At 53.9% G+C, this 17,164-nt stretch carries 17 protein-coding genes; 9 read left to right on the top strand and 8 right to left on the bottom strand.

The genetic code is table 11. The features are described from left to right. The first annotated feature begins 68 nt into the window (after positions 1–68). The 3 genes from IPH75_00820 (at position 69) to IPH75_00830 (ending at position 3,049) form a co-directional block, all read left to right on the top strand. Positions 69–812 (top strand): 16S rRNA (uracil(1498)-N(3))-methyltransferase, encoded by a 744-nt coding sequence (locus tag IPH75_00820; protein ID MBK7140603.1) that lies wholly within the window; start codon positions 69–71, stop codon positions 810–812. A gap of 107 nt (positions 813–919) precedes the next feature. Beyond that, complete coding sequence (locus IPH75_00825; GenBank protein ID MBK7140604.1) at positions 920–2,422, top strand: tetratricopeptide repeat protein; 1,503 nt, start codon at positions 920–922, stop codon at positions 2,420–2,422. Between the two features lie 63 nt (positions 2,423–2,485). Then, a complete protein-coding gene (locus IPH75_00830) occupies positions 2,486–3,049 on the top strand; it encodes a hypothetical protein (protein ID MBK7140605.1) in 564 nt (187 codons plus the stop codon). Positions 3,050–3,104: 55 nt separating this feature from the next. Here the strand turns inward: IPH75_00830 and IPH75_00835 are convergent, their stop codons facing one another. From IPH75_00835 to IPH75_00855, 5 genes are all read right to left on the bottom strand, one after another. Further along, complete coding sequence (locus IPH75_00835; protein MBK7140606.1) at positions 3,105–4,346, bottom strand: PD-(D/E)XK nuclease family protein; 1,242 nt, start codon at positions 4,344–4,346, stop codon at positions 3,105–3,107. Positions 4,347–4,406: 60 nt separating this feature from the next. Next, positions 4,407–5,630, bottom strand: coding sequence for a glycosyltransferase (locus IPH75_00840; GenBank protein MBK7140607.1), 1,224 nt, complete (start codon positions 5,628–5,630; stop codon positions 4,407–4,409). Between the two features lie 57 nt (positions 5,631–5,687). Continuing rightward, positions 5,688–6,782: a glycosyltransferase family 4 protein gene (locus IPH75_00845; GenBank protein MBK7140608.1), complete on the bottom strand. Its 1,095-nt coding sequence runs from the start codon at positions 6,780–6,782 to the stop codon at positions 5,688–5,690. Positions 6,783–7,374: 592 nt separating this feature from the next. Further along, positions 7,375–8,688 (bottom strand): NAD(P)/FAD-dependent oxidoreductase, encoded by a 1,314-nt coding sequence (locus IPH75_00850; GenBank protein MBK7140609.1) that lies wholly within the window; start codon positions 8,686–8,688, stop codon positions 7,375–7,377. A 90-nt stretch (positions 8,689–8,778) separates the two neighbouring features. After that, positions 8,779–9,456: an OmpA family protein gene (locus IPH75_00855; protein ID MBK7140610.1), complete on the bottom strand. Its 678-nt coding sequence runs from the start codon at positions 9,454–9,456 to the stop codon at positions 8,779–8,781. Positions 9,457–9,725: 269 nt separating this feature from the next. Here IPH75_00855 and IPH75_00860 point away from each other — a divergent pair, with 269 nt between their 5' ends. The 5 genes from IPH75_00860 to IPH75_00880 all read left to right on the top strand — a co-directional run bounded on the left by IPH75_00860 (position 9,726) and on the right by IPH75_00880 (position 13,169). Next, a complete protein-coding gene (locus IPH75_00860) occupies positions 9,726–10,718 on the top strand; it encodes a hypothetical protein (GenBank protein MBK7140611.1) in 993 nt (330 codons plus the stop codon). A 21-nt stretch (positions 10,719–10,739) separates the two neighbouring features. Continuing rightward, positions 10,740–11,282, top strand: coding sequence for a DUF4410 domain-containing protein (locus IPH75_00865; protein MBK7140612.1), 543 nt, complete (start codon positions 10,740–10,742; stop codon positions 11,280–11,282). Positions 11,283–11,426: 144 nt separating this feature from the next. Next, positions 11,427–11,762: a VOC family protein gene (locus IPH75_00870; GenBank protein MBK7140613.1), complete on the top strand. Its 336-nt coding sequence runs from the start codon at positions 11,427–11,429 to the stop codon at positions 11,760–11,762. 49 nt (positions 11,763–11,811) lie between these two features. Then, positions 11,812–12,267 (top strand): large conductance mechanosensitive channel protein MscL, encoded by a 456-nt coding sequence (gene mscL / locus IPH75_00875; GenBank protein MBK7140614.1) that lies wholly within the window; start codon positions 11,812–11,814, stop codon positions 12,265–12,267. 107 nt (positions 12,268–12,374) lie between these two features. Then, positions 12,375–13,169, top strand: a complete 795-nt coding sequence (locus IPH75_00880; protein MBK7140615.1) for a dienelactone hydrolase family protein — start codon at positions 12,375–12,377, stop codon at positions 13,167–13,169. Positions 13,170–13,226: 57 nt separating this feature from the next. Here the strand turns inward: IPH75_00880 and IPH75_00885 are convergent, their stop codons facing one another. From IPH75_00885 to IPH75_00895, 3 genes are read right to left on the bottom strand one after another with little or no spacing between them, the layout of a single operon-like run. Next, positions 13,227–13,691 (bottom strand): GAF domain-containing protein, encoded by a 465-nt coding sequence (locus IPH75_00885; GenBank protein MBK7140616.1) that lies wholly within the window; start codon positions 13,689–13,691, stop codon positions 13,227–13,229. Then, positions 13,688–14,686 (bottom strand): hypothetical protein, encoded by a 999-nt coding sequence (locus tag IPH75_00890; protein MBK7140617.1) that lies wholly within the window; start codon positions 14,684–14,686, stop codon positions 13,688–13,690. Before IPH75_00890 ends, IPH75_00885 begins: the two co-directional genes overlap by 4 nt. Before the next feature lie 18 nt (positions 14,687–14,704). Continuing rightward, positions 14,705–15,508, bottom strand: coding sequence for a DUF169 domain-containing protein (locus IPH75_00895; protein ID MBK7140618.1), 804 nt, complete (start codon positions 15,506–15,508; stop codon positions 14,705–14,707). 230 nt (positions 15,509–15,738) lie between these two features. Here IPH75_00895 and IPH75_00900 point away from each other — a divergent pair, with 230 nt between their 5' ends. Then, positions 15,739–17,130 carry a sigma-54-dependent Fis family transcriptional regulator gene (locus tag IPH75_00900; GenBank protein ID MBK7140619.1) on the top strand — a complete coding sequence of 464 codons (1,392 nt, stop codon included), beginning with the start codon at positions 15,739–15,741 and terminating at the stop codon, positions 17,128–17,130. Positions 17,131–17,164 lie beyond the last annotated feature (34 nt).

Here is a 17,164-nt window from a genome sequence, read left to right on the forward strand (position 1 = left end):
TCCATTGCCCTTGAGCGGCTACCTGCCGATATTCCTCTTGTCACCGAAAACCTTCGGCACAAAGGGATATGAACTTACTACTACTGACTCCATCCGACCTGCAATCTGACGGCTGTTATCGTGTTGATGACTCCCGGCACCTGCATATTCGCGGTCTGTTGAAACTGCGCTCCGGTGATCAATTGTCAGTCGGTGTTCTCAACGGACCACGGGGGATAGGCCGTATTCTCTCAGCTGACGACCAGGCAACTGTTATCGAGCTTGGTCCCATGACGCTTTCTCCTGCGCCATCTGTGGCTATCGACCTGCTTTGCGCGGTTCCCCGACCCAAGATCATGCGCAAAGTGCTATTTGTTGCCGCCATGTTTGGTGTCAGATCGCTCCATTTTATGCGGGCCAATCGAACCGAAAAGAGTTATCTCGATTCGCCCGTCTTCCGAGATGGCCGCTTCGAGCCATACCTGGTGGAAGGGCTCAGTCAGGGGGAATGGACGAGAATGCCCGAAGTGACCGTCCATCCGCTTTTCCGTCCCTTTGTTGAAGATCAATTGCCCAGTCTGCCGGGCTCTGCGGAGGCCCCAAAGCTGTTGGCGGATCTTGGTGACCGTCCGATGATTGACGCTCTGTTGGCTGACCAATCGGTCAGGCAGGTTATTCTGGCAATCGGTCCGGAGGGGGGGTGGGTCGACTTTGAGCGCGACCTGCTCGGACGGGCCGGGTTCACGTCATTTTCACTCGGGAAAGCCAACCTTCGAGTCGAGTTTGCCTTGGCGGCGGCCCTTAGCCAAGTCGAGTTGAGCCTCTGTCCCTAGTTCCTCGCCCCCCGGATGGGGCGACCTAAGTGTCCGACTTTTAAACTTGTTGCTCCTGCCGATCCGACCTATCTTTTCGGCGCATCGAACAAAGGAAAATCAAAGCTATGCGGCTACATACAACCAGCCAAACGTTCGGATTGATACTACTTCTGGCCCTGCTGGCAGTCGCCTCAGGTTGTTCTGATCCGGCGGCTACCAAACTTCGCTACGATGCGGAGAAGCTGTTCCATCAGGCAGAGAAGCAACTGAGCGACGCTGAGATCCGGCAGCAGCTCCGGGATGACAAAGTTGCGCGCCAAATCAGGGACGCCTATGGAGCCTCGCTCACGACCGCTTACGCTGCTCTCGACCAACTTGATCAGCATCGCGATTCGATCGAGTATATGCAGCTTGGCCAGATCGCTCTGCGATCCGCCTCGCGGTTGTCGCAATTTTACTATAAGCTCCGTCGTTACGATACCTGCACCGTTATTCTCAACGAACTGCTCGGAAAGCTAACGTTGCCATCGCTCGAGACTGCGGTCACCTGGGTGAATCTGGGACAGGCATTGCAGGCATCGGGACAGTGGGACAGTGCTATCACCGTGTACGGCAAAGCGATTGAGCGGGTCAGCCCGCCGATCGATATGCAGGGTGAGATCATAACACCTGTCTTTAGCCTTCCCGCCCAGATCTATCAGATCTACAGTCGGATCGGCGACACCGTGAATGCCAGACAGCAGTACGTAGCTGCGACCGACTACTACGGACGATTCGCCCGCCAGCGGACTGGGACAAAACTGGGGACCGGCTCCTGGACTATGCTGGGAATCCTGTATGGACAGGAGAAACAGTGGCCGGAAGCGATTAATGCGTACGAACAACTAAAAGACTCGGCTGGCCAAACCGACTGGCGTGCTTCGACCCGTATCGGCGATATTTATGCGATTCAGCTTGGACAGTTGGATAGAGCTGTCCAGATTTATGACGACATTCTGGCAAGATTGCGTGGTTCAGACACCCTCGCCAGACCGCAGTTCATCTTCAAGAAAGCGCTCGTCTACATGGAGAAGAAGCAGTACGATCAGGCTCGTTCACTGCTGGCCGATCTCAATCGTGATTACCGCGGGTTCTTCATGTCGAATCCCGCACCCCAATTTGTCAAAGCACAGTCCTATGAAAAGGAAGGAAACTGGGAGCGGGCCGAAACGGAATATCGCTTCCTGATCGATAACTATGCCGCCTCCGACCAGGCAATGTCGTCTTATCTGCATGTTGGCGATGAAATGGCCAAACAGGGGAGAAAGACTGAAGCCGAGAAATGGATGGGGCGCGCCGATCAGTTCTTCAGTTCGATCGCCGGACGAACCTCCGGTTCCCAGATAGAGGCGGTTGCCATGACCTACCGAGCCGAACTGCTACGTCGCAATAGCGACTGGAACGGCGCCGCTGGTATGCTCTTACAAGTTTTTGACAAGTTCCCCGAGGAGACGATGGGCCAGAACGCCCTGATCACAGCGGCGGAGATCCATAGAGAAAAACTGAACGATCCGGCCAAGGCCGATTCCCTGATCGAATCGCTGCGCCGGATCATGACCATGCCCAGGGATGAGCTGACCCAGAAATGACATCGGGCGGCTCGTTACGGTGTATAACAGAGACGATACGCAATTTGATACGCTGGAGGACCCATGATCCGTTTTGTTATTGGATGTTGTACTCTTTTGATGCTGTTGGCGCTGATGCCGGTGAACGCTTCGGCCCAGGTCGACAATTTTGGCGTGCCGGATACTATCTGGGCAGATGTCGCCAAGATAGATGACCACCACTGGACCATCACGGTTTCATATTTTAACGATGAAGTTGTGCTCGGACTATCGGTTCCCTTCCGGATGACCTCCGGTCTGAACCAGATTGTCGCCGATTCGGCCGTCTTTACCGGCGGACGAGTCGAGCACTTTGGGATGAAGTCATTCCGGGCTGATACCGCTATCCAGTGCGTGTTGCTGGGAATGGTCGGACCGGGTGCCTCGAAAAAGGTGCTTCTCCCCGGCAAAGGACGCCTGGCCACCATCTATGTTTCATCGCTTGAAAACAAGCCGATCGAGAAATTGGATGTCGACACCACGACTGTCAATCCGCAAAACAGCTTGATGGCTGTGGCGGATTCCTTGCAGGGGACACCGCCGGACACTGTCCGAGTGGCGCAGAAGGATGCTATTATCATCCCGGCATTTGTGGTAAGAAAAGAGTAGAAGAGAGAAATTCTCAGACAGGGCGCCGGTCTTTGATCGGCGCCTTTTTTTATGCCTATTCGGTGCCGTCGCTGGAGTCGATCTTCTTTGGCGTGGCCCTGACACTCACCAGTTCTTCAATCCGCATCAATGCGGTTAAGAGAGCCAGTTTCTCTTCGGGGAGTCGTTTCTTGATTACCAAATCACGCAAAGCGTGATCATCGACTTTCAGGCAGCTATCCAGTTCAAGCTGGCGAACCAGTTGGGAAAGTTCAGCATAACCATCAGGGTCATCCGTTTTGGTGGGGAATTTCTCCTGCTGCTTGATTGAGACGGTGACTGTCCCAGAGTCACCGGTCAGTTTCTGCAGATTGAGATCTTTGGCGACCTGGGTCAGATCCTCTTTGAGCGCTTTCTGTTCGGCTTCAAGCTGTTTCAAGCGGCCATACAGATCGAGGTATTCTTCGACCAGTTTTCTGGCAAGCTCCGCTGTGCTTTGTTCTTTGCCGTCAACTTCTCCAGCCTCGTTGGCCAGGATCAGGCGATGTCGCTTAGCCGGACAGATCTGCTGGTATTCACAGAAATCACAGTAGCCCCCTTCGCGCGCCGGAAAGTCATCGAGCTGTTCGGCCCGTCTGGTCAACGCAATGACTGTCCGGAGCTCCTCCTGCAGTTCATCGAGCTCCTCGGCCGACATAGTATACGTGATGGTCTCATTCAGCTTGAGGTAATGCTGCACCAGCTCGATTTTTGTGAAATCCGGGAAGTTCTCCTGCACCAGAAGTTGGTACATTCCCATCTGGCGATAAAAGATCGGGTCGCGACCGCCGCGAGGGAGATCCTTGCCCGTTTTGTAGTCACAGATTTCGATCGCTCCATCCGGACGTCGTGAGAGACGATCGATAATGCCGCGCAACTTATAGGATGAACCGGGGAGATATCCGTTCAGCTTCCGTTCGATCCCGATCGTCTTTGCCTCGGTGAACGGCGCATATTTGGCGTAGTAGGTCTCGATCATAGAACGACCGCTCGCGATGTAATCATCCATCGTCATATAGTCGCGGTCGATGTGGATCTGCTCGCGCTCCGGCTTTTCCCACTCGCTCTGGTAATACTTCAGCAGATACTCGAGGTCAGGAGTCTTACCTTCCTGGACGATAGCGTAAAGGCGAGCAAGAGTGCGATGGACGACCTGCCCGAGGTAAATATTGGCCGGTACCCGTTTCGGCAATTCGATCTCTTCGATAAATCGAAACTTGTACCGCCGCGGGCATTCTTCAAAAGTCTTGAGTGCATTGTGACTGAATAAGTTTTTCATTCCGTGACCATCTCTTCCCCTGGTGTCGCGGAAGATAGGTCGGAGGAGGGGGAAAGACAATCACTTTCCGACGCTGGTCGCTCTCAATCCGACTGTCCTGATCAATTCAAGTGCCTGTTGGACCATCTGGCTCCAGTCATGCTCCTGATTGACCTTGCGCCAGCCGGCTTCGGCCAGTCGCGTTTTTCGCTCCGGGTCGGCCAGGAGGAGATTGACCGCCGAGGCAAATTCGCGCACTGAATCGGCGATCACCAGATCGCGTTCCGGGATCAGGTTGAGCCCCTCGGCTCCATAGCTGGTGGAGACAACCGGGCGACGCATCGCCATCGCCTCGTACAATTTGACGCGGTTTCCCCCCGGGACCTGCAGCGGGACAATATAGATATCAGCCTGCGCCAGATGGGGGCGAATATCCTTCACCCATCCGGTCACCGTGATCGAACTGTCTTTGTGCGGCAACGCGGCAATCTCGGTCGCCGGGTTCGGACCGACGATGTCCAGCGATACATCCGGATGCTCCCGCCGGATCAGCGGATAGACTTCGGAAACGAACCAGAGCAACTGATCGATATTCGACAGCAAATCAAGCGATCCCGAAAAGACCAAACGTTTCGGAATGGTGGTATCGACCTTGTCCGGCTTGAAGAACGCACAGTCAACGCCGACCGGGATCACACTTATCGGTGCGGTAACTTTGTAATCATCCACCAACGATTCACGATCCTTTTCGCTGGTGACGATCACCCGGTCAAATCGATTGCAGGTGGAGGTCTCATAGGCGGCCATCCGCTTGGTTTCGTAATTGAAGTAGGCGCGACGGATGATCCCCGAGGCCGTTTCATATCGCTGTTGCCAGAGCGACGTCTCAATGGCGTGATGATACAGTACTTTGGGAACCGGAAGATTGAAATCGAGATTAACCGCGCTTTCCAGCGTGTCGCAGATGATCAGATCACAGGCGCCCGACTGAACCAGCTTGTGGATCTCATCACTGATCGCGCCACTGCTGTACCGCTTCATGAAGTACGGATAGACCGAACCGAGATTCATCACCACATGGCTGTAGAACGACAGACCCTGCTTTTCTTCGGCAGGCTGAAAGATCGTAATAGCAGGGGACGAGAATTGGTCGGAGATCTGACCGACCAGGAATTCATCCTGCCGCAATCCGACATAGGTCACCGCCTCCTCGCGGGCAATGCCGCGAAGCAAACTGTAACTTCGGATCCGGTTGCCGCTATCCAGCGGAAAGATCGGTTCTGCCCGTAACCAGACAATATGCATTGAAGGGTTGTCTCCAGCATGGGACGGCCTTACCTGCCGCCCGACCATCCGAGTATATTAGTTTGAGTATCGGTTGAAAAGGGAGTTCCAACTACTGCGGACGGAGGGCCAGCCGAACCGGAACGATTCAACCGGTCCGGAGCGGGAAAGCTGGGTGACCAAAAGCGGTGTTTCGATCAATTCTATGATTCGACCGGCCAGGGCGACCGGGTCATTTGCGGGGAAGATCAATCCGGATTGCCGATTCTGCACCACCGCGGTCATCCCGCCGGAGTCGCAGGTGACCACAGGAATCCCCAGGCTCAATGCCGTCAATACCGGGGTTGGCAGATCATCATCGGTCGAGTTGTTGATCAACAGGTCACAGGACTGCCAGCAAGTGCGTACTGCCTCGGAGTCTCCGTTGTTGACCAAGTTAACCAAACCCACCTGACTTATCATCGATACAGCAAGGGAGAGCCGTTCATCCGAACCGACGAGCGTTAGTTCGGCCCGCGGGTATTTCTGCTTGGTTAGCTTAAACGCCCGAAGAATAGCCGTCAGATTGCTCTCAGGACCAGCCAACAGGAATGACAGCATTCGCGGCTGCAGATCCTGTATCAGGCGCGGAGCGACAGAGGTAGTGTCTATCGCCGGTGGCACCACTTCAATCGGAAGGTGATGCCGAGCGAGGATACGAGCCGACCATTCAGTCGGAACCGTGATCTTGTTGGCCAGTCGAAGCATGGGGATCAGGAATCGAGAGAACCTGCCGTTCAGGTCTTCGACATTTCCCCCGGCAAAAGAGATCACGATCTGTTTACCGTAGAATCTGGCCAGCATCAGTACGGGAAGAAGCGAGTTGACCAGTTCGAGTGGTGGCGTGGCCTGCAAATAGATCAGGTCGTGTTCGACTACTCGGCGATGTAGTTCGCGAAGCATCTGAATCCATGAGACTCTGGAATCCTGAGGGCGCTGTGAGGAATAGCGAGCAGTTGAGCCGGACCGGCAGCAGGAGTAGAGGGAGACGGTATGTCCTTCTCTCGAAAGGCGAGCAGCCAAAAACGAAACATCAGGCCCGCCAGATTCAGCCTGCTGCCAGACCGGTGAGATGATCAGGATGCGTCGGCGTATCGCCCGACCACGATCCTGGGGAATCTGCTCCCCATCCATCTTCTGTCTGTAAACTGTTTGCGGTTCCAAAGGTTATGCCATCGCTATCAATTTCAGGTTGCCAGGTTCCTTATGTTTCCGATTGTTATACTCAGCAGGAATAGGATGGTTGTAACTATTTTTGCGGTAGGCCGGTGGGCAAAAAAAGAAGAAAGCAGTCCAGGTGCGGTGGACTGCTCTCTTATTCGGCACAATCACAGATTGCGCTGTACATTGCGCCCCTCTCTCCTGACCCTAGTGCCCCAACTGAAGGTCGAGAGTTTCTCCCCACTTTTACTAGCCCCGTCTCGTCAGCGGCTTCCTTGTCCCTGAACCCCCGCCGCCTGAGCCCCTTTTTGGCGTCCGCGCACTCCCAACGCCCCCAGCTCCCCATGTGCGAACGACCTATTACATAGAAAGAACTGTGCCAACCGTGATGATCGCCGCAGGGATTTCGTAACTGATTCGTAAGTGATTACATGGTAACGTGGAGTTTCTTGTCAGTATAGAAGAGAGGCGAAGAATGTAAGTATACTTTGACGTCCAGTTTCAAGTCGATACTGGCAAACGTTTCAGACTGACACCAGACTGGAACGATAAAAACAGTACTTATTTAGTGACCATTCGGCATTCGATGTTCGCCTGTGATCAGACGCGCACCGCGATTGTGAGTGACATAGTACCAGAGCCATTGAACGAAAACCAGTAATCGGTTATCGAATTCGACCAGTTTCATCAAGTGGAGGAAGACCCACATCAGCCAGGCAAACATCCCTGAAAACCTGAAGCCTTTGATATCAGCGACTGCCGCGTTACGACCAATTGTCGCCATATCTCCGGGGAACGAGTAGTGGAATGGACGAAGTTGTTCCCCCTGCAATCTCGCGACAACAGCCTTTGAGGCATAAGTCCCTTGCTGCATTGCCACCGCCGCTACACCGGGGAGCGGTTCTCCGGTCTGGTGAGTAAACGAGGCGAGGTCGCCAATGACATAGATATCTTCGTGGCCGGGGATATTCAGATGCGGATCGACCAGTATTCGTCCAGCTTTGTCCAAAAGCGATCGATTGCCGCCAACCAATGCTTCGCTGTCGAATGTAGCACGCACACCTGCTGCCCAGAGGACAGTCCGTGCGTTTATGCGAGTGATCTGCTCGCCGTGCTTGATCTCCACACCGCGATCATCAACCTTGGTGACCAATGTTGAAGTACGAACATCGACTCCAAGTCTCTCCAGTGATCTGCGGGCCTTGGCGGAGAGTGTTTCCGGATAGCTCGTCAACACCCGGTCATTTCCTTCGACCAGAATGATCTTTGCATCGCGAGGATTGATCCTTCGAAAGTCCTTCGAGAGGGTCTCGTTGGCGATCTCCGCCAGTGCGCCAGCCAACTCCACCCCGGTTGGGCCCCCTCCGGCCAGAACGAAGGTCATCCATTCGCATCGGACCACCGGATCGGTCTCTCGCTCGGCCGTCTCAAATGCCAGGAATATCCGCGTGCGAATATCCAGTGCATCCTCGATCGACTTCAATCCCGGTGCCGCCTGACTCCATTCCTCATGACCAAAGTAGTGATGCCGCACACCGGCACCAATGATCAGGGAATCGTAGGGAATAGTCTCTTTGTCTGCCAGTTCAACGATCCGGTTATTGATATCAACAGTCGTTACTTCTCCGAGCAGGATGGTGACGTTCTTCTGATTTTTAAGGATAGACCGAAGCGGCGAAGCGACATCGGCAGGAGAGAGCCCGCCGGTCGCCACTTGATAGAGCAGCGGCTGAAAGAGATGGAAATTGCGGCGATCGATCAGCGTGACATCAACATCGGCACGTTTCAGCGCTCGGACGGCATTGAGTCCGCCGAATCCGCCACCGATGATCACAACGTGATGACGTCTATTCGTATCAGTAGGCAAATCGTTTTGCATCCATATCCCTCCAAAAAAAGTACCATGTTCGGCATCTTCCGAACATGGTACAATCTGTAACGACGCAAAAGTGGATAAGTTCCGTCCGACTTACTGTCCCTGCGTCTGCTTCATCGCCGCATCCTTCAACTTGTCATTGGCAAAGATGCCGACCTCGACTCTTCGATTGGCCTGCAGTGCATCAGTCGAGTTGGCGGCGTCAGCCGGCATGGTTTCGCCCCAGGCGACCATCTTGAGACGGGTGTAATTCACACTCTGTTCTCCCAGGAACATGCCGACAGATTCGGCCCGACGCTTGGACAGCTCCATATTCCATTCGGCGGTGCCCGTGCTGTCAGTGTGACCATCGACCTGAATGTTGGATTCCGGATACTTGTTGAGAATCCGCGCCAGGTCAGTCAGATTTGATTTGGCGGCCGGTCGAAGTTCCGCTGAATTGACATCGAAGAGAATCCCCGAGGCCCAGGTGATCTTGATCCCTTCGCCAACGCGTTCGACCTTGGCACCCTCCAGATCACGCTGCATCTCTTCGGCCTGTTTGTCCATCTGGTTACCGATATAGGCACCAGCCGCTCCACCAACGACGGCACCCAGGATCGCGCCGACCGCAGTATTGCCCGCCTTGTTACCGATCAAGCCGCCGATAACCGCGCCGCCTGTCGCGCCGATAGCGGCTCCCTTTTCCTTCTTGCTCCAATTGGAGCAGCCAAAGGTTGACATAAGGGCAAAGATCGCCAGAATAAAGAGAATGGTTACTTTCCTAAACATTACTTTCCTCCAATATCATTGCGGATGTTTGATTCAAAAAAACGCCGACTTAGAGCGCTGTCAAGTTTGAGTTATACGTGCGAACTCCGCCGACTGACTGAAATCGCACACCATCCGGAGCGCGCTGGTGGTCGAACTCGATATTAACCGCACTCGCGTTCACGTAAGATCTTGATGTGTAAGGGAGAAAGTGGTTGATAATTTCCTTGATTGTCCACGGTCATTGCGGTATTTTTCTGCAAATCAAACCTGTGTGGGAGAGACACCATATGCATCAGACAACCAGGCATCGCGCAGGCTTAGTGGCAATTTTCTTTGTTCTGCTCATGGCTACATCGCCGGTACTCGGCGCTGTCGGCACAATTATCCTTAACAATGGCGATCAGTTCGACAAAGTCGAATATACGGTCGTGCAATTGTACAAGGTGGTCAAGTTCAAGGTCGATGGCAAAGAACGGGCGGCCAGTTTCGCCGATATCAGGACGATTCTCGACCAGGGCGGAAATGATATAACCACTCAAGTCTTGCGGGGTGACTATCGCAAGGAAGAGGCGGCCCCTGCGCCTACCCCATCTCCTGAAGTAAGTACCGATTCCCCAGCCGCTAAAGAGCTCTGGCTGGAGTCTGAACACCCAGTCTACACAAAGCAAAAGACTCGCCCCTTTGACCTGGCCTTTGTCATGGAAGGCAACTTCACCCTTCCGGCAGGCGACTATTACGAGGGGGTCGGGACAGGACTTGGATTCGGCGTCTCTGTCGTCATTCCGGTCTCGCGAAACCTTGCACTTCGCGGAACCGTCTCCAAGGCGGGCTCCAAGCTGGAAGACTCCTTCGTGGAAAAGATCCTCCCGTATGAATTTACACTCGTGAGCGATGAAAGCGAATTCAGTGCGTGGCGGTACCTCTTCTCGGTCCAATACCAGCAGTCGTACAAGCCTGACCGATTCGACAAGGGGTATTGGTATCTGTATAGCGGGCTGGGAGCGACGACCAATGGCATTTCGGGTCATGCTGTGGCCCGCGAGCAAGGGACTGGGGATCTGTATACCTTCACTATCATTCCCGATAAGAGTCGCTTCACGACCACCGTGGGAGTTGGCGGGGTCAGCATGCTCTCTCGGACGATTGGTCTGAGCTATGGCGGGAATCTCGACCTGATCTATGTGGGAAGTAACGGAAATGGTGGCATACAGTACGGATACAATTTTGACCTCCGATGCGGTGTGATCTTTCATCTTTCCCCAAAAGACAAACGCGATTGACAAACACTGGAGTAGATATCCATGAAGACGCTAAGACTTTCTTTTGCTCTCCTGATTTTAGCAATGATGCTGGTTTCCGGATGCGGTAAACCGTACGTCATCACCACCGACCTTGAACGGCCTCTGGCACAAACATCCGCGGTCTCTATGGGCGAGATCAAAGATGAATTCCCGGCCGACTTTGAACTGGCGAAGAAACCGACGGCAGAGCATATTGAGAGATTCAAAACGACCATTATGACTGAATTGTCCAAGGCGGAGATATTCAGTACTGTGCCGAGTGCTGACTCGGCATTCTATGAGGTCCAGGGGAGTATTCTGGATTTCAAAAAGGGAAGTGGCGCGGTTAGATTCTTTATCGGTTTTGGGTTGGGGAATGCCAAAGTGACGACAGCACTCCGCTTGGTGGACAAGCGTAACAATGCAGTGGTGTACGCCGGAAATTTCACAGGGACTGTTTCCAGTTGGGCCGAAGGCGGCGATAAGGTATTTGACGTTACGGCGAAGAATTTCGCTAAGGCTCTTAAGAAGAGAATGAAGCAACTGATGAAATCACAGGGATAGTACGTCTGATACCCCCAGTATTGTACGGGAGCCCACGAGGGCTCCCGTTCGTTTACCCGGACTGGTCAAGAAACAACTTGCACGATCCCACTGTCGCAGTATAGATTCGTCATATCTGATCTAATCAAACGCAAGGGATCTGCCATGCCATTCAAGTTCAGCCGATGCCTGTGTCTGCAATCACCCGATGCCCAGAAAATGATGGCCTTTTATCGGGATACCATGGGACTTTCCCAGATGAATGCCTCGGATGAGATACCGGAATTGACTGGCGGACCAAACCGTATCTTCTTTGACAACGGGGAACCACGCGGGCCGATTATGGAGTTTGTCGTTCCAGATCTCGAAAAGGCTCGTGAAGAACTGATGGCGGCTGGCTGTACGGTCGTGCGGTGGGAGGGGAAAGGGCAATGCTGTTATATGCAGGACCCGTTCGGTTTCTGGTTTAATCTCTGGGAAGATCCCAAAGAATTCGCCTGATCTGTTAGACCACAACATACTTCCTCACAACGGGAAGAGAGGAGCGAAGATGCTGAAGGAATTCAAGGAATTTGCCATGCGTGGCAATGTCATGGACATGGCCATCGGTATTATCATCGGCGCCGCATTCGGTCCGATCGTCGGATCGCTGGTCAGTGATGTGATCATGCCGCCGATCGGAATGCTGATGGGAAATGTTGATTTTTCAAACCTGTTTGTTGTCCTCCAGGAAGGAGCTCAGGCTGGACCGTACGCATCGGTTGCCGGTGCTAAAGCGGCGGGGGCAGTTACCATCAACTATGGCCTGTTCATCAACACCATAATTAACTTCGTCATCGTCGCGTTCGCGGTATTTATGCTGGTTAAGGGGATGAATAAGATGAAGCGCGAGCAACCGGCCCCGGCCGCCGCCCCGACTACCAGGGAATGTCCGTTCTGTCTGTCGACCATCCCGCTTAAGGCGACCAAGTGCGCCCATTGCGCGTCTGAAGTCAAAGCCGCCTAAGTCGCGACTTTTCTTATTCACCGACAATTCATGCATTGCCGCAGGGAACCAGACCCCTGCGGCTTTCATTTAAGCTACAGACAAACCGATTCCACCTTTCAGTTTTCATGGAGGAGACCGTGACAAAAACCGCACTAACCATTCTCGGAGTCTTATGTATGGCAGTCGTTGCCTCAGCCGCGATCAAGACGGAGACGATAGAATACACGCATGGCGATGTCGTTCTACAGGGGTACATGGCGTACGATGATGCCACCACTGACAAGCGCCCCGGCATACTAGTCGTGCATGAGTGGATGGGGATCAATGACTACGCCCGAGGACGTGCCGAACAACTTGCCGCACTCGGATATGTTGCTTTCGCCCTCGATATGTACGGAAAAGATGTCAAGGTCGCGAATGCGCAGGAGGCCAGCACCTGGGCCGGGAAGTTTTATACCGACCGCCAACTGATGCGTGACCGCGCCAATGCCGGACTCGAACAACTCCGCAGTTTCCGCCTGACCGACCCAACTCGACTTGCCGCGATCGGCTATTGCTTCGGCGGCTCAACCGTCCTTGAGCTGGCACGCGGGGGGACAACCATCAACGGCGTCGTCAGTTTCCATGGGAATCTCGCCAATCCGACACCCTCAAATGCCGCGAATATCAAAACCAAAGTCCTGGTCTGCCATGGCGTTATCGACCCGTATGTTCCGATCGAACAGGTCAATGCCTTTGTTGCGGAGATGGATTCGGCGAAAGTTGACTATCAACTGGTGATGTATGCCAACGCCGTCCACGGCTTCACCAATCCGAACAACGGAACAGATAATGCCAAAGGGGCGGCCTACAATGAATTGGCGGACAAGCGGAGCTGGGAAGCGATAAAGTCGTTCTTTGGGGAGATATTCGGGAAGTAAGTAGGAATATGATTTGAATTCAAGGCGGGTCACATGACCCGCCTCTTCTATTTTGCACTATATCTGTTTAAGCCGCTGCACCACGATATCAGCAACTCGCTCCAGCATCTCACGATCCGCCGCACTGAAATTCATCGGGCGATTGGAGTCGATATCGATCTCTCCCAGCACCGTTGCTCCATCCATCAGCGGGACGACGATCTCTGAACGGGTATGAATCGAGCAGGCCAGGAAGCGCGGATCACTCCGCACATCATCCACAATGATCGTCTGCTTCTGCGATGCCGCTGCGCCACAAATACCGGCATTTAGTTCTATCACGGTATGCTCAGTTACCGGTCCGACATACGGCCCCACCCTGAGTACGTCACCATCCATCATATAAAACCCGGTCCAGTTGAAATCCTCGGAGTAGGCATCGATCAGTTCTGCGGCCACCTTGAGGATACTGTCACGGGAGTTCTCCTGGGCAACGGCGATACGAATATTATCGATCAACTGGATACGTGAATTGTCCATCATAGTCTTTCTCGTATAGCTTTCAGGTTAGCGGCCGGCGTGGCTGGATCGATCGCGCAGCCGGGCCCAATTATCAGTTTCGACGGATCGGATTGATTCTTCAGCTTATCGATCAAGTAACCGACCTCCGAGGCATCACAGCGAGTCAGCCATCCACGGTAATCTACTCCGCCCACGATAGCCTTACCATGGAGAAGTCCGATCCCCTGGTCGATGGTCGGGTTGGTTGGGTCGGCATCGTCCCAATTGTACATCGCCGCATGATAATTGTATCCGGCCAGCCTCTTCAAGTAGTTGCTGGAGGCGCAGACATGGAAGAGGTTGAGCGCATCCGCTCCCGTGCCGCCGACCACCTCAAGGTCGTAGGGGAGTCCGAATCGAACATACTCTTCCCAGGTCAGCATATCCTCAGATGCCCACGCGGTGGTCGCATAAAAGAGCCCGTCGGCTCCGGCATTCCTAACCTCCGAGGCGAACTCTCGGTACGTCGCCGTGATCGCGCGAAGCGCTGGAATGACCTTCTCCGGATGTTCCCGCAAATGCTCAGCCAACATCCGCTTGTCCGAGAGCATTCGTCCGGCGATGGCCAGCGGCGTAAAAACAGTCATCAGGATCGGCAAGTCCGGTCCGACCTGTTTCCGGATCAACGAGATCGCTTTGAGATGTTCAGCCAGCGAGGGAGAGGTCATCGACAGAGGCTGGATCTTCTCCCAATCATCCACAGACTGGATCGGAAAGTAGGTCTTGCGATGTTTGGTGAATTCATCACTGGAGAACTCGTGCGTGAATCCCCAGTCCTCGATATGATAATCCGCGCGGGGATTGATCTTCATAAAATCCCAGTCGAACTGCCGCTGGAATCCAACCATTGCCTCCGCCAGCCCTTCGGCGGTTGACTCAAGGTGAAAGAAGTGTCGCCAGAACGACGCGGCAAACCGGTCCGGCTTTTCGCCGACGAGAATTTTCGCGATCCGTTCGCGGTGACTGAGTGCTTCCATGCTTTGCTTTTGAACTCTCTACTTCTCTGATGACTTCCAATCATCGAACAGCTTGTAATAATGTTTCGGGAACTGCGGATTATACCGCAAATACGATGGCGTCGGAAAGCGAATCCCGCCCTGATGGGTCCCCTCGAATCCATCGATCATTGCCTGTTCGATCCCGGCCGGGAACGAAAACGCCATTTCATCATCCTGCGTTTGCCCGAACACCCGGTCGCCATAACAGGGGAGGATAACCTGTGGCTTATTGGTTTGCATCGTCTCAATACAGATATCTGCGCAATCGAGCCGAGCAGAAAAACGGGAGGTCAGGTAGCCGCCGGTTTTCCAGAGATAGGCAGTCATCATCCTCATCACCTGCGCGGAATTGCCATAGGCCAGATAGAGGTGTGGCTCAAAATCGGCCCGGCCGATCGGTGCCGCCAGGATATACTCGTATTCATGGAAGTTGAACTTGGGAAGCTCCGCCTCGGTTTTGGCGCCGATCTCGTTCGTTTCAGTGAACATGCCGCCGCACATTTCTCCACAGGAATAGGTCTCGGTCATCGGCTTAAAACCGAAGGCAGTCAACGCCAGCGGACAGCCGATATCCTCACCGCCGACAGCTATCTGCCAGCCGTACCGTCGGGCGATAGAAAACGTCTGGCAGACCGCAACAGTATGGCCGAATTCCTTCTTCGGACGTTTCGTCCGTTCCGGCAATGCTTCACCCGGACGGACCATTCGGACCGCCAGCGGAAAGGTTGTCAGGCGAACGTGGCGATTAAGCGCGTCCTCGAGAGCAACGCGCACTGATCCTGTCTGGCCGGTCTCCGGCATGTTTCCTCCGAAAGGTGGTTAATGTCGCGGCTCGAACGGCCGATTCATTACTCCATCTGAACATGATTATCTCGTTTCAGTTCACGAATATATCCTACCGAAAGGTATGGGTCAATTACCTGTCTAAAGAATGAGCAAACTCCCCTGATCTGGTTCAGCCGATCACGACAGTGCCGAAACTACCCAATGATAGTGGTAAATATGTTTTTGGCCCATCCGCAGGAGAAGGCATGCCGGCAACCATTCTGGTGATCGACGACGAAGACTCCATGTGCAATTTCATGGAGATCATGTTGACCAAGGAAGGGTACGCGGTTGAAACTACCACCCGGGGGACCGAGGGGGTCGTCCGGTTGAAGGACCGCAATTATGATCTGGTCATTGCCGACCTGAATATGCCGGAGATGACCGGTATCGATGTCCTCCGTCAGGTCAAGACCTTCAAGCGCGAGCAAGAATTCATCGTCATGACCGCCTATGCCTCGGTCGATTCGGCGATCGAAGCGATGAAACAGGGAGCGGCCGATTACATCACCAAACCCTTCAAGATAGATGAGATCAAGCTGATCATCGAAAAAACGATCAGCCGCCGTAAACTGCAGGATGAAAACGCCACCCTCAAACGGCAACTGCAGGGGGATAATTCCTTTGAACGGTTCATTGGCGTGACCGAGCCGGTGGTCCAGATGAAAAAGCTGGCTATTCGCGTCGCCACCACCGATTCGACCGTCCTGATCCGCGGGGAGTCCGGCACCGGTAAGGATGTCATCGCGCGCGCGATCCATCACCATTCCAATCGTTGCGGCGGACCGTTCGTCACCATCAATTGCGCCGCCCTGCCCGAAACACTCCTGGAATCGGAGCTGTTCGGACATCGCAAAGGCTCTTTCACCGGAGCGTTCAAAGATAAAGAAGGGCTTTTCAAGGTCGCCAGCGGTGGCACCTTCTTTCTCGACGAGGTTGGCAATACGTCGCTCTCCATTCAGGTCAAGTTGCTGCGCGTGCTCGAAGACAAGAAGATCATCCCCGTTGGTGATACAAAACCGATCGATGTTGATGTTCGACTGATCGCTGCCACCAATGCTGATCTCGAAGAAGATGTCAAGGCGGGTCGTTTCCGCGCCGACCTCTTCTACCGCCTGAACGTGATCCCGGTCTATATTCCGGCGCTCAGAGAGAGACGGGATGATATCCCGCTTCTGGTCGATCACTTCCTCGCCAAGTTTGCCTCACGGGCCAATGGTCCGGTCAAACGGATCTCTGCCGAGGCAATGAAACTGTTGACTACTTATCCGTGGCCCGGCAATGTCCGCGAGCTGGAAAATACGATCGAACGAGCTATCCTGCTCAACCGGACCGAACAGCTATTGCCGGAAGATTTCCCGCAGAAGCTGGTCAAGGGTGAACCGGTCGCGCTGGTTCGTGAAGAAACTCCCGCCACTCCGACTCTGGAATCGATTGAAAAGGCATATATCCAGTTTGTGATGACGCAAACTCAGGGGAAAAAGGCTGAAGCCGCCAAGATCCTGGGGATCGATACCTCGACGCTCTATCGCAAGCTCGAGCGTTACCGCTTGAAAGATGTCAAATTCGGCGGCAGTGAAACGGAAGAGAAAAATTAGTCAAGTTTTGCACAGCCGAAAGGTACGCGGCTTG

Source organism: bacterium, from assembly GCA_016708025.1.
Taxonomy (GTDB): Bacteria; Zixibacteria; MSB-5A5; order GN15; family FEB-12; genus FEB-12.